This window comes from Pseudomonas saliphila (assembly GCF_008638345.1).
GTDB lineage: Bacteria > Pseudomonadota > Gammaproteobacteria > Pseudomonadales > Pseudomonadaceae > Halopseudomonas > Halopseudomonas saliphila.
This window is the reverse complement of sequence record NZ_VTVA01000002.1, coordinates 209905-223372: the sequence shown is the minus strand read 5'-3', so window position 1 is coordinate 223372 and position 13468 is coordinate 209905. Positions and strand designations below refer to the sequence as shown.

Sequence of the window (13468 nt, the reverse complement as noted above, 5' to 3'; positions counted from 1 at the left end):
CCACGCAGTGGCTTGCCGGCACAGCAGTGGGGCGCTCTTGATCAACCCAACTGAGCGTTCACACCCTGACCGCAAGCCGGAAAACCTTCCCCTCGGACGCCGTTCGGCCACCGGCCTGATACTGGTTGCGCTGGCGGCCGTTCTGCTTGCGGCATTGATGGTCTGGCAGGCCTGGCACGATTTCACGCTGGTCCGCAGTCAGCATCAGACGCAAATAGAAGAAAGCGTGTGGCTGACAGCTGAACAGGTCGGCCGTAATCTTGAGCTGAGATCGGTCGCGATCGAGCAGTTGCTCGAGGCGCAGCGCGACCCTGATACCGCCGCCCCGATGCAGTTGATTGGCGGGCTTGAGGATGTCATTCGCGTGAACCTTGCCCAGGTGAATACGGCTCACGCGGATCAGCCCTGGATGCGCGTGGTGCATAGCCTGGACCTGAGTGGACAAACCTATACGCTGGCGGCCGATCCGGTCAGCGGACTCCTGTACTGGGTGGTCGCCAGTCGAAACCCTCGTGAGTACTGGGTGCTGCTGGTTAGCGAGCAAGCCATTGCCGAGCTGGTATCAGCCTATCCGGGGCGGGGTTATACCTGGCTGCTGGAGGACGCGGCCAGCGTGCGGGTCCTGGCACGCCAGCGGGCTGATCGTCTGATATTCCTGGAAAATGCGCAGATGACTCCCGAAGAACGTGAGCGCGTGCAGGTCAGCGCGCCGGTTGAAGGAACGTTGTGGCAAGTCCGTGGCCTGGTGGATGACGGCTACTATCGCCAGCAGCTGGGCGAGCTGATCAGCGCCAAGGCACTGGTGGTGGCAGCCTTTACCTCCGTGTTGTTGCTGATCCTCTGGATGCTGTCGCAGATGCAGCGAACCAATCGCAGCCTTGAGGCATTCAATGCCGAGTCCTACCGGACGCTGCAGGAGGCCGAACGGCGTTACCGGGACATCGTGCAAAGCGTGGACATGGCGCTGGTTCAGGTCGATCTGACCGGTGTGCTGCGCTTTGTCGAACAGGAACAGTTAACCAGTCCTCGGGCCCTTGATACCTGGCTGAAGAACAACCCGCAGCGACATAACGAATTGCTGGAGCAGGTGCGGATAGTCGATACCAACCAGAACATGCTGGATCTGCTGGAGCTGGAGTCGGTAGAGGATCTGCAGCGCGCCGTGCACCATGGCCGTCAGCAACAGATCAATGCAGGTGGATTCCGGTACGGGTTTATTGCGGCGCTGGTCGGTGGGCAGCAGCGTTTCGAGATGGAAACGCCCTTGCGCTCATCCGGTGGCATTCTGCGCTATGTCTGGATCGTCATGCGCCTACCTGACCAGTTGGAAGATTACCGTGCCGTCACGGTCAGTATCGCCGATGTGACGGAGCGTCGGCGCATCGAACGAACCATGACCGAGCGCGAGGACTTCTGGGCCGGCGTCGTCAAGGCCGTACCAGATATGGTTTACATTCGGGACGTTCAGCATAACCAGATGGTGTTTGCCAACCACTCTCTCGCGCATTGGCTGGGTTACAGCGAAGCGGAAGAGGCCACGCTGCCGAGCGATTATATGCAGCGTCTGCTGCATCCTGATGATGTCGAGTACATGCACGTCAATCGCAATATTCAGCAGGTGCTGAGTGACGACAAGATTCTTGCCTGGCGCATCCGCTGGCGACGTCAGGACGGCACCTGGAGCTGGTTCGCGATACGCGTCAAGGTCATGTCGCGGCTGCCCGACGGCCGCGTGCACCAGGTCATAGGAACGGTGAAGGACGTGACCAATCAGACGCGCATCACTGAAATTCTCAAAACCGGCGAGCAGCGCTACCGGCTGCTGGCGGAGAACATCAGCGATGTGATCTGGGCCACCGATACGGACTTCCGACTCGACTATGTGAGCCCCTCGGTGATCGGCGCGCTGGGCTTTACGCCCGAGTTCATTATCAGAAACGGCTTTGAAGAAGTCGTCGCGGGTACCCGATTCACTCAGTTCATCACTGCCCTCGTGCGTGAGATAAAGCCGCTGCTGGCGGACCCCGTGACTTCCGAGCGCTTGCGCCAGGACGGCTTTAATCGGCAGACAAGTTTCGATTGCATCAAGGCCGATGGGCACACCTGCCCGGTGGAACTGCGGGTCTCCCTGATGTGGAGTCCCCATGGCCGGTTTCTTGGATTGCTGGGCATCGCCCGGGACATCACTGAGCAGCGGCGCACCGAAAATAGTCTGCGGATGGCCGCCACGGTCTTCGAAAACACTACGGGTGCGATTGTGGTTACCGATCCGGCGGGTTACATCGTGCAGATCAACGAGAATTTCACCCGGATCACCGGCTACGCCGCAACCGACGTGCTGGATCAACTGCCCTCTCTGTTGGCCTCTGACGAACATAACCCCCATTTTTACAAGGAGATCACGACGACCCTGCGTGGTAACGGGCGGTGGGAAGGAGAGGTCTGGCAGAAGCGCAAGAATGGCGAAAACTATCCGACGTGGGCAGGCATTAACGCGGTCCTCGATAGCGACGGAGATCTGGTCAGCTATATCGGATTCTTTGTCGATATCAGCGAGCGCAAGGCAAGTGAAGCACGCATCGAAAGCCTGGCGTATTTCGATGCGCTGACCGGGCTGCCCAATCGCACGCTGTTCCAGGATCGACTCGCTGGCGCCTTGCAGGTTGCCGAACGGCGCAAGGAGTGGGTCGCGGTACTGTTTCTCGATCTTGATCGTTTCAAGCCGATCAACGACACGCTGGGGCACGCAGCTGGCGATACGATGTTGAGAGAAGTCGGCCGCCGGCTGCGCTCCTGCATTCGTGAAAGCGATACCGTGGCCCGGATGGGCGGTGATGAATTCACCATGCTGCTGATCGGTCTGCAGACGCGGGATGCGGCGCTCAAAGCCGGTATTCACGTTGCCGAGAAGATACTTCAGGCCTTGGCGCCGGGTTTCCTGCTGCATCATAAAGAATTCTTCATCAGCGCCAGTATCGGCATCGCCCTGTACCCGCAGGACGGGGTCGAAACCACGGTGCTGCTGAAAAATGCCGATACCGCCATGTACCACGCCAAGGAAATGGGCAGGGACACCTTCCGCTTCTATCAAGCCGAGATGAATGCGCGGGCGGCAGAGCGTCTGAGCCTGGAAAACGATCTGCGCCGCGCTTTGCACAATGATGAATTCACCCTGGATTATCAGCCCCAGTTCAGCTGCTCGGATCGGCACCTGACCGGTGCCGAGGCCTTGCTGCGCTGGCATCATCCCGAGCTGGGCAGTGTGTCGCCAGCGGTGTTCATTCCCATCGCCGAAGAAATTGGCCTGGTCAGCGCCCTGGGCGACTGGGTCATGGACCGCGCCTGCCGACAGATGGCCGAGTGGCATGACGCCGGTCATCTGTTACCACGCCTGGCGATCAACCTGTCCGCGAGGCAGTTCAGTTCCGGGCGACTGGCTGAGCAGGTGACCGAGGTCATCAGCCGCTATCGGCTAGAACCGGGCTGCATCGAGTTGGAACTGACCGAAAGCATTCTGCTGCAGGATGTCGAGGGCACCATGCGTACGTTGGCCAGCCTCAAGGATCTGGGCGTGCAGATTGCGATTGATGATTTTGGCACCGGCTACTCGTCGCTCAAGTATCTGAAGGACTTTCCCATCGACACGCTGAAGATCGATCGCAGCTTTGTCCACGCGATGTACGAAGGCAGCCGTGATGCGTCGCTGGTACAGGCCATCGTCGCCATGGGACGGAGCCTGCAGCTGAAGGTGATTGCCGAGGGTGTTGAAGGCCCGGAACAGATGTCATTGCTGCGCAACTTCGATTGTGACGAGGCGCAGGGCTTCCATCTGGGGCGTCCGGTACCTGCCCAGGTGCTGCTGGAAACCTGGCTACAGGGCAATTGAGCGAGTTTCGCGAGGCGGCTGAGTGCTTTTCATGTGCCAGTTCGCGCCCGTTGAGGTAAAATGCCGCCTCTTTTCGAACGACCTAGCGGGGGCCGTCACATGTTTAGCCGTTCCAACGATATTGCCAACTTCGATGCCGATCTCTGGGCAGCCATGCAGCAGGAGGCTCAGCGTCAGGAAGAGCATATTGAGCTGATCGCATCCGAGAACTACACCAGCCCGGCTGTCATGCAGGCGCAAGGCTCTGTGCTCACCAACAAGTATGCCGAAGGGTATCCGGGCAAGCGTTACTACGGTGGATGCGAGTTCGTGGATATTGCGGAACAGCTGGCCATTGACCGGGCCAAGCAACTGTTTGGCGCTGATTATGCCAACGTTCAGCCGCATGCCGGCTCACAGGCGAACAGTGCTGTGTTCCAGGCGCTGCTGACCCCCGGTGACACGGTACTGGGCATGAGCCTGGCCCATGGCGGTCACTTGACCCACGGTGCCAGCGTGAATTTTTCCGGCAAGCATTACAACGCTGTGCAATATGGCATCAACACCGATACCGGTCTGATCGACTACGATGAGGTGGAAGCACTGGCCGTTGAGCACAAGCCGAAGATGATCATCGCCGGTTTCTCTGCCTACTCACAGATTCTTGATTTCCCCCGTTTTCGCGAAATCGCTGACAAGGTAGGTGCCTACCTGTTTGTCGACATGGCGCACGTGGCAGGTCTGGTTGCTGCCGGCGAATATCCAAACCCGGTTCCCTATGCCGACGTGGTAACGACCACCACGCATAAAACCCTGCGCGGCCCGCGTGGCGGCCTGATTCTGGCCCGTTCCAACGAAGCGCTGGAGAAAAAGCTGAACTCCGCGGTATTCCCGGGTGGCCAGGGCGGCCCGCTGATGCACGTGATTGCAGCCAAGGCGATCTGTTTCAAGGAGGCGATGAGCGACGAGTTCAAGACCTACCAGAAACAGGTGGTGAAGAACGCCCAGGCGATGGCCGAAGTATTTATCGAGCGCGGCTTTGACGTCGTGTCCGGTGGCACCAAGAACCACCTGTTCCTGCTGTCGCTGATCAAGCAGGATGTTACCGGTAAGGATGCGGACGCTGCACTGGGCCGTGCCTTCATTACCGTGAACAAGAATGCGGTGCCTAACGATCCGCGCTCGCCTTTTGTTACCTCGGGTCTGCGCATCGGTACTCCCGCTGTCACCACGCGTGGTTTCAAGGAAGAAGATTGCCGTCAGCTGGCTGGCTGGATCAGCGATATCCTGGATGCCATGGGCGATGAGTCGGTGATTGATCGGGTTCGTGAACAGGTCAAGACCATCTGCAAGCGTCTGCCGGTCTATACCGACTGAGCTGCAACGCAGCAGTACACAAACCCCTGCCAGGCATTGCCTGGTGGGGGTTTTTTTATGCGTGACGGCTGAGGCATTCATTGTCATCATGGCCGTTGGCTATGAGTGACACACAGAGAGAATGCTGATGAAAGGGATGATCGGCGGCGTGGCAATGCTGATGGCGTGCTGGCTGAACAGCGCGGGCGCGGATGAAGCGGATTCAGGCCCAGCGATAACGGATTCCAGGCCTGTGGTGGAAGTCGCTCTGATGGATTTCCCGGGCTATTCCGAGTTCGACGCCAGCGGGCAAATTGCCGGCAAAACGGTGCAGTTGATAACGCGGTTGCTGGAGCAGGCTGGTTACCCATTCCGCATGCGCATTATGCCAGCGGCGCGCATCTGGCGCGGTCTGGAAGACGGTAGCGTCGACCTGTGGCCCGGTACGGTAACCCGCCCGGGCTGGGAGTTCTTCACGCTGCAAACGGATCGCCAGCTCGGGCTGGTATCCATCCACCTCTATCACCGTCCCGGTGAGCCTGCTCCAGTCTGGCCGGAAGGGCTGCGTGGCAAAAAGCTCATCCTGATGATGAATCACATCTATACCCAGGACGTGCTGGGTACCGTCGAGGATCCTGCGCTGGGCGTGGAGCTACATCGCGGCAGTTCGCATGCCGGGGCGGTGAACATGTTGCTGCGGGGCCGCGGTGATTATCTATTGCATTATCGGACTCAAGTCGAGCCGGTGGTGGTCGAGATGGGCATGGAGCCCTTGCCGTCGCAGCGTATTATTCAGGTCCCGATGCGCTTCGTGGTGTCGCAACGCTCGGGCTTTGCCGAGCAGCTCAAGGCGGACCTCGATCGGGCCTATGATGAACTGGCGATGCAGGGCGTGGAGCTCAACGTCACCCGGCAATAAACATCGTTACTCCGCAGGACCGCCCTTGGCTTGAGGGTGCTCTGGTAGCGGATTGCCGAACAGATCGATATAGCGTTTGCCGATCTCGGTCGACCCGACATGGTTCAGGTGGTTCTCGTCCCGGTACAGCGGGATGCCACCCAGTACGGTCTGGCAACGCTCCTCATCGCAGATTACCTTTCTCGGATCGATCCAGGTGATCTCGGGAAAGCGCTGCTGCACGGACTGCTTGAAACGCTGGAAATTGGCCTGCTTCTGGCGCGCTTGTGCGGCGTCGATCGAGCAATCATCCATGTTCTTCAACAGGCATTCGGCATAGGACGCAGACGGCAGCTCCGGGACGTCTTCAATCATGATTACCTCGTGGCCCTGAGCGTGTAGCCAGGCCACGGTATCCAGGAAATAGGTCTGGAATGACTCGTTCATAAGATACGAATTCCACCAGGCATTCACAAATACGGTCATGGGCCGCTGCTGCAGGTAGTCGGCCAGTGCCTGGTTGCGTTCGACCTTCTCGGGGTCCGGAAACGCTTTGACCGAATGCTCTGGGATCACAAAGGGTGTCGATGCCCGGGTAACGACCAACAGCGCGTGGCGGTCGCCAATCAGTTGCTCGACGAAGCCCAGCAAGGCAATGGCATGGGAATCACCGATAAGCATGGCATCCGGTTCGCCGTCGCCGAGGTCGCGGCCGACCACACAGGCTGCATCCTTGTTGAAATCGGTGGGATCACCCTTGAAACAAGGCTTGTACAGGTCTGCAGCGTTGTTCTGGGCAATAATGTTATACAGCTCTCGACGCTCTTCAGGAATGCGAAAGCTCAGGTCGTCGGCGAGGCGAATCGTGACCTGAATGGCCCAGACCACCAGCAAGGGAATCAGTAGCAACACGATGAAGGTTTTTCTAAAACTCCAGGGGCGGTGGCGGTAGCGGTTCTCCACGTAGCGGAAGCTCAACCAGGACAACACCAGCACCGCGGCCATCAGCAGCAAGCGGTTACTCCAGGTCAGCTCGATCAGTTGGTAGTGCATCAGCGCCACGGGCGGCCAGTGCCACAGGTACAGCGAGTAAGATATGCCGCCGAGGAACACCATGACCGGCAGACTAAGCAGGCGAGCGGTCAGGGTGCTGGGCTGATGCAGGCCCGCATAAATCACCAACGCCGTCCCCAGGGTTGGCCACAGGGCGTTATACCCCGGAAAGTGATGGTGCTGGGTGAGCAATACAGCGGTGCCGCAAATCATGCTGACCCCGAGGGCGGCGACCGGCTCGGCGCTAGCCCGCCGCAGGCTCGGCAGTTGCTGGCTGAACAGCGCCACTGCGGTGCCGAGCATGAATTCGAACAGGCGGGCGGGCAGCAAATAGAAAGCAGCAGTAGGGTAGGCATTGGCCAGATATATCGATAGTCCAAAGGCCGCGAACAGCGTTATGCAGAACGGCCAGAGGCTGTTGCGGCCTTTGCCGAAACGGTAGGCCAGATACAACACTGGCGGCCAGATCAGATAGAACTGTTCCTCGACCGCCAACGACCAGGTATGCAGCAATGACAGGGAATGGGTTTGTGGCGCGAAATACTGGGCGAGCTCTGAAAAGAAGTAAAAGTTACTGAGCCCGCCCAGCGAAGCGAGCCAGCTCTTTGCGAAGATGTAGTACGCATCGCCGATATAGAAGGGCGAGATCATCACAAAGGTGACGGTCGATACCAGCAGAAAGAGCGGCAGGAGCCGGCGGATGCGGCGTGCGTAAAACTCGCGGAAACGAAACGTCTCTTTTTTTATTGCCCGTTGCAGCAGCTGGGTGATCACAAAACCAGAGATGACGAAGAACACATCCACGCCGATAAAGCCGCCAGAAAACCCGGGCACCTGATAGTGGTAGAGAATAACCAGGACAACGGCCAGCGCGCGCAGCCCTTCAATATCGGCGCGGTAAGTGGGGGTAGTCTTCAAGAATAACTTCCTGAGATAATCGCAAGGCAGGAAAGTATAGGGACTGCCACGGCGATTACCAAGGAGTGGCGCTGCTTCCGCCAGGCCTCGGTTTACCGGTATAGCAGGATGTAAACGGATTTTATCAAGCCAATGGATGGTTATATGTCTAGCGAACTTTTCAAAGTGTGTTTCAACGGTCGTCTGGTAGAGGGTCAGGCGGAGGATCAGCTGCGATGGAATCTGCAAAAGAGCGGTTTTCGGCCCGAGCAGATCGAAACGTTGCTCGCCGGCAAGTCCGCGACCATCAAGCGCGGCCTAGACAGCGAGCAGGCGCAGGCCTATCAACGTCGGCTGCACGCAGCGGGGCTGGTGGTCGATATCGTTCCCGAAGCGGTGCGACCCGATAGCAACCAGCCGCGTGTTGAGTCGCCAGCCAGTGGCAACTCCGGGTTGTCTCTGGTATCGCTCGAAGCATCAGCCAGCGAGCGTTCCGGCAGCGATGCACCTGTGAATCCCCAGCCGCCGATTTCCGAGCTCAAACCGGCCACACCACGGCGCAGTGAGCCCGTTGTTTTTACGGGTCGAGGCGGCGAATTCTTCGGTATCTGGATCGTCAATCTGTTGCTGATGGTGGTAACGCTGGGCTTCTACGCGCCCTGGGCCAAGGTGCGCACGCTGCAGTATTTCTATGGCCACACGCAGATCGATGGCAGCAGTTTTCAGTATCTGGCTGACCCCTGGGTGATTTTCCGCGGACGCCTGATTGCCTTGGTGGCTGTTATCGTCTGGATCGTTGTGTCCAAGTTGCTGCCGATCGGCTCATTGGTATTGCTGCTGCTATTTATCCCGGCGCTGCCATGGGTGGTGATGCGCTCCTTGCAGTTCCATGCCGTGAACAGTGCATACCGGAATATCCGGTTTGACTTCAAGGGCAGCTACGGCGGTGCCTGCATGGCGATATTGCTATGGCCATTGGTTGCGGTGCTGACCCTGTTGCTCGCCGCCCCTTATAGCCTGTTCAAATCCCACAGCTACGTCGTGAACAATAGCCTGTTCGGCACCATGCCGTTTCGCTTGAAGCTGCAAGCGGCTGACTATTATGTGTTCTTCCTACGCGTCATTGCGGTCGGGATAGGCTGCGTGATCCTGGCCGTGGTACTTGGCAAACTGGTCCACCCGGCCCTGGTTTTCCCGGTGGGTGTTATCGGCTATCTGGCATTGTTTGGCTATTTCATGGCCGGCCTGACCAATCTGGTGATGAATGCCACCCTACTCGGCATGCATGGATTCGAGTCGCAGCTGGGCAAGCGTCGAATGGTCTGGATATTTCTCAGCAACAGTCTGCTGATCATGCTGACGCTGGGTTTCTTCACGCCCTGGGCCAAGGTGCGCATGGCAGCCTACCGCGCCAGCTGTACCTCGGTAGAAATACAGGGTGATCTGGATGGCTTCATCGCCGGTGAAGCGCGGCGCTCCAGTGCGATCGGTCAGGAAATAGGGGAGGCGTTTGATGTCGGCATCTCCATCATCTGATCGGGAGCTCGCCGGCATCTATTTCGATGGGCGTAGCAGCAAGGGCCGCCCGGCGACCGTCAGGCTGGAGAACAGTCAGCTACACCTGAGGTTCGCTGAGGGTGACTATCTGTTCGATAGCAAGGATTTGCGGTTGGGCATGCGGGTCGGGAGCGCGGGGTGTTACCTGCATTTGCCGCGCGGCGCGGTGTTCGAATCCGCTGATCATGACGCCCTGGCGAGGCTGGCAAATGCGGCGGGCACCAAGGGTTCCAGGGGATGGCTGCAGCGCCTGGAAGCCAGTTACCGGTTGATCGCTATCAGCGCCGTGGTGGTCATTCTCTGCGTCGTGGGCGGTCTGGTGTACGGCGTGCCCTGGTTATCCCGGCAGATCGCCGAGCGGGTTCCGGTTGCGCTGGAAAGTCGTCTGGGTACTGAATCACTGGCGGCGCTGGATGGCCTCTGGCTGGCGCCCAGCGCGCTGCCACCAGAGAAGCAGCGCCTGGTGCATGAGGCCTTTGCGCCCTATCTGGCGCGGCTGGCGGAAGACCATCCGGCGCACAGATTGCAGGTGTTGCTGCGCGCCAGCGAGGATCTGGGCGCGAACGCTCTGGCGCTGCCCGGCGGCACCATGGTGTTCACTGACGAGCTGATACAGCTGGCAGAGAACGACTGCGAGCTGGTGTCAATCATGGCCCACGAGGCGGGTCATATCGTGCACCGCGATACCCTGCGTGGCATCGTGCAAAGCTCGTTGGCGCTGTGGTTGGTGATGTCGATGACGGGCGATCTGTCCGCCGCCTCAGACCTGACCACCAGTGTGCCGGCGGTGCTGGCAAACCTGGGCTATTCGCGAAACATGGAAAGCGAAGCGGATGATTTTGCACTGGAATTCATGCTGGCCAATCAGGTGTCGCCGGTCTGTTTCGCGAATATCATGCAACGACTCGACGGCAATGCAGAGCAGGGAGGCGGCGAGCCAGACGGGTTGTCAGGATTCCTTTCAACCCATCCGCCTACGCCACAACGTATTCAGCGATTTCTGAATCAGACCGCCGCAGCGGAGGGCTGACGCAGTTGCAATACGTTGAGGGTCCGGTTACGTACGCGCTTGAGCAGTTCGGCGTCTTCAACCAGTGATTGCCCGTATGAGGGAATCAATTCTTTTATACGGGCTTGCCATTCCGGGCTTTCCAGACGGTCGCTGAAACAGCGATGCAACACGTCGATCATGGCCTGAACCGCGGTCGAAGCACCCGGTGACGCGCCAAGCAGTGCGGCCAGGCTGCCATCCTTGGCGGCGACAATCTCGGTACCAAATTCCAGTTTGCCGTGGCCTTTGGCGTCCTTCTTGATGATCTGTACGCGCATCCCCGCATCCTGTAAGCGCCAGTCTTCCTCGCGGGCTAGCGGGAAAAAATTGCGCAGTGAGGCCACCCGGTCTTTGTGAGACTGGAAGGATTCGGCAATCAGGTAACGGGTCAGATCCATGTTGTCCCGGCCCACAGCCATCATAGGCGCGACGTTATACGTCTTGACCGATGAGAACAGGTCGAACACTGAGCCCTTCTTCAGAAACTTGGTGGTGAAGCCGGCGAAGGGACCGAACAGCAATGCAGGCTGGCCATTGATGATGCGGGTATCCAGGTGTGGAACGGACATCGGCGGTGCGCCGACCGGTGCCTTGCCATAGACCTTGGAATGATGACGCTGGACGATATCGGGTTTGGTGCAGACCAGCCATTGGCCACTTACCGGGAAGCCGCCATAGCCCTGGCTCTCGTCAATGTTCGACTTTTGCAGCAACGGCAGTGAGCCGCCGCCCGCGCCGAGGAAAACGAACTTGGCATTGATGCTCAATTCTTCGTTGGTCTTTTCGTCTTCGACATCCACGCGCCAGTGCCCACGTTTACTCTTGCGCAGTGCACTGACCGAGTGGTTCAGGCGCAGCTCGAACCCTGGCTGTTCGCGCAGGTGAGCGATCATGCTGCGGGTCAACGAGCCGAAATCCACATCGGCGCCGTATTCAACGCGGGTGCCGGCAACCTTATCGTCGGACTTGCGCTGTTCCATCACCAGCGGCATCCAGCTCGCCAGTTGCTCGGGGGACTCGCTGAACTGCATGTCCGCGAACAGGTGGTGGGCGCTAAGCAACTGCTGACGCTTGCGCAGGAAGGCTACGTCCTTTTCGCCCCAGACGAAGCTCTGATGTGCGGTCGGATTGATGAACTTGCGCGGCGCGGGGAGGATGCCCTGTTCGACCAGATGCGACCAGAACTGCAAGGTCACTTCGAAAGACGCATTGATACCCAGTGCACGGTCTATGGTGATGTTGCCGTCCGGTCCTTCGGGGGTGTAATTCAGCTCACAATAACCGGCGTGGCCGGTTCCAGCGTTATTCCAGCCATCCGTGCTTTCGTGAGCAACGTGGTCCAGGCGTTCGACCAGGGTAATGGTCATATCCGGGTCCAGCTGTTTGAGCAACATTCCTAGCGTAGCGCTCATGACACCACCACCGACCAGCAATACATCTACGTTTTTTGCTGTCATTAACATGTCGCCTCTTACCTTGAAAATCCGCGCCAATGATACCGGTTTATCACTGTCGGTGACATACAGGATGCCTTGACACGCGACCAAGGTAGGGGCCGGCGTCGCTTGATCCTGATCATGGTCTGCCCGCCGCGGCTGGTTTATGCTGCGCTCCTTTGCGCCGGGGGTTAGTCGCCGGCTTCACAACGGGGGATTTGCAATGCAGGACGTGGTTATCATCGGTGGTGGAGTCATGGGCTGTCTGTCGGCGCTTAATCTACTTGATGCCGGGATGTCGGTAACGCTGATCGAGCGTGGCAGCACCGGCCGCGAAGCGTCGTGGGCCGGTGGTGGGATCGTCTCACCGCTCTATCCCTGGCGTTACAGCGAAGCCATCAGCGCGCTGGCGCATTGGTCGCAGGATTACTATCCCGGACTGGGAGCGAAACTGGCGGCTGAGACCGGGATTGACCCTGAGGTGACGCCCTGCGGCCTGATGTGGCTGGATCACGAAGAACGGGAGCAGGCGCTGGCCTGGGCGGCTCGGCATCACACCGGGCTGCAGAACATGGACGCTGCGTTCGTCTATGACCGCGTGCCGCACCTGGCATCAGGCTTTCAAGGCGCCCTATGGCATGAAGGCTTGGCGAATGTGCGCAATCCGCGGCTGATGGCTGCGTTGAAGGTCTGGCTGACGCAACAGCCTGCCTTCACCTTGCTGGAAAATACTGAAGTGACTGGCCTGCTTGAGGATAGCGGGCGGGTCACGGGTGTCCGCTATGCGGGTGGCGAGGTCAGCGCCGGTGCCGTGGTACTGGCGGCGGGTGCCTGGAGCGGCGACTGGTTGAAACCCATTGGCGTGGATCTGCCGGTGGCACCCGTCAAGGGCGAGATGCTGCTCTACAAGCGTGAAGCTGGCTGGCTGTCGACCATGGTGCTCTTCCAGGGCCGCTATGCGCTGCCGCGACGTGACGGCCATATTCTGGTGGGCAGTACGCTCGAGCACGTCGGCTATGACAAGCAGACCACCCATCAGGCGCTGGAGTCGCTGAGTGAGTCAGCCATCCGCATGCTGCCTGAGCTGGCCGAGACGCCCCCCGTTGGCCAGTGGGCGGGCCTGCGTCCTGGCTCACCGGAAGGCGTGCCTTATATTGGTGAAGTGCCCAATCGTCCGGGGCTTTGGCTAAACGCGGGCCACTACCGCAACGGACTGGTGCTGGCCCCTGCGTCGTGCCGATTACTGGCAGACCTGATGACGGGTAATCGTCCGGCAATCGATCCCGCAGCGTACTGTCTGGATGGTCGGATCAGCTACGCCGGTTGAGCATTAGGGTCTGTTGCCATTTCATCGA

Annotated in this window: 8 protein-coding genes; 6 read left to right on the top strand and 2 right to left on the bottom strand. The window is 59.2% G+C overall.

Features of this window, described 5'->3' with window-relative positions; all coding sequences use genetic code 11:
* The first annotated feature begins 37 nt into the window (after positions 1-37).
* The 3 genes from FHK95_RS03025 (at position 38) to FHK95_RS03015 (ending at position 6140) form a co-directional block, all read left to right on the top strand.
* The gene (locus FHK95_RS03025; protein WP_150303124.1) at positions 38-3886 is read left to right on the top strand and encodes a sensor domain-containing protein; all 3849 of its coding nucleotides are present in this window, start codon (positions 38-40) and stop codon (positions 3884-3886) included.
* A gap of 99 nt (positions 3887-3985) precedes the next feature.
* Positions 3986-5242, top strand: a complete 1257-nt coding sequence (gene glyA, locus FHK95_RS03020) for a serine hydroxymethyltransferase (protein ID WP_150303123.1) — start codon at positions 3986-3988, stop codon at positions 5240-5242.
* A 127-nt stretch (positions 5243-5369) separates the two neighbouring features.
* On the top strand, positions 5370-6140 hold the full coding sequence (locus FHK95_RS03015) for a substrate-binding periplasmic protein (RefSeq protein WP_150303122.1): 771 nt from the start codon (positions 5370-5372) through the stop codon (positions 6138-6140).
* A gap of 6 nt (positions 6141-6146) precedes the next feature.
* On the opposite strand, the gene FHK95_RS03010 is transcribed toward FHK95_RS03015, so the two are convergent.
* Positions 6147-8090 (bottom strand): acyltransferase family protein, encoded by a 1944-nt coding sequence (locus FHK95_RS03010; RefSeq protein WP_150303121.1) that lies wholly within the window; start codon positions 8088-8090, stop codon positions 6147-6149.
* A gap of 144 nt (positions 8091-8234) precedes the next feature.
* On the opposite strand from FHK95_RS03010, the gene FHK95_RS03005 reads away from it, so the two are divergent.
* The gene (locus FHK95_RS03005) at positions 8235-9605 is read left to right on the top strand and encodes a YjgN family protein (RefSeq protein ID WP_178114692.1); all 1371 of its coding nucleotides are present in this window, start codon (positions 8235-8237) and stop codon (positions 9603-9605) included.
* Positions 9583-10656: a M48 family metallopeptidase gene (locus tag FHK95_RS03000; protein WP_150303119.1), complete on the top strand. Its 1074-nt coding sequence runs from the start codon at positions 9583-9585 to the stop codon at positions 10654-10656. Before FHK95_RS03005 ends, FHK95_RS03000 begins: the two co-directional genes overlap by 23 nt.
* Here FHK95_RS03000 and mqo read toward each other — a convergent pair.
* The gene (mqo, locus tag FHK95_RS02995; RefSeq protein WP_150303118.1) at positions 10632-12134 is read right to left on the bottom strand and encodes a malate dehydrogenase (quinone); all 1503 of its coding nucleotides are present in this window, start codon (positions 12132-12134) and stop codon (positions 10632-10634) included. The two genes, FHK95_RS03000 and mqo, sit on opposite strands and share 25 nt — an antisense overlap.
* Before the next feature lie 202 nt (positions 12135-12336).
* On the opposite strand from mqo, the gene thiO reads away from it, so the two are divergent.
* Positions 12337-13440, top strand: a complete 1104-nt coding sequence (thiO, locus tag FHK95_RS02990) for a glycine oxidase ThiO (protein WP_150303117.1) — start codon at positions 12337-12339, stop codon at positions 13438-13440.
* Positions 13441-13468: the final 28 nt, after the last annotated feature.

What these genes read in the sequence shown, in the direction of transcription:
- glyA (WP_150303123.1), top strand. Translation starts at nt 3,986, where the DNA reads ATGTTTAGCCGTTCCAACGATATTGCCAACTTCGATGCCGATCTCTGG.
- FHK95_RS03015 (WP_150303122.1), top strand. Translation starts at nt 5,370, where the DNA reads ATGAAAGGGATGATCGGCGGCGTGGCAATGCTGATGGCGTGCTGGCTG.
- FHK95_RS03005 (WP_178114692.1), top strand. Translation starts at nt 8,235, where the DNA reads ATGTCTAGCGAACTTTTCAAAGTGTGTTTCAACGGTCGTCTGGTAGAG.
- FHK95_RS03000 (WP_150303119.1), top strand. Translation starts at nt 9,583, where the DNA reads ATGTCGGCATCTCCATCATCTGATCGGGAGCTCGCCGGCATCTATTTC.
- mqo (WP_150303118.1), bottom strand. Translation starts at nt 12,134, where the DNA reads ATGACAGCAAAAAACGTAGATGTATTGCTGGTCGGTGGTGGTGTCATG.
- thiO (WP_150303117.1), top strand. Translation starts at nt 12,337, where the DNA reads ATGCAGGACGTGGTTATCATCGGTGGTGGAGTCATGGGCTGTCTGTCG.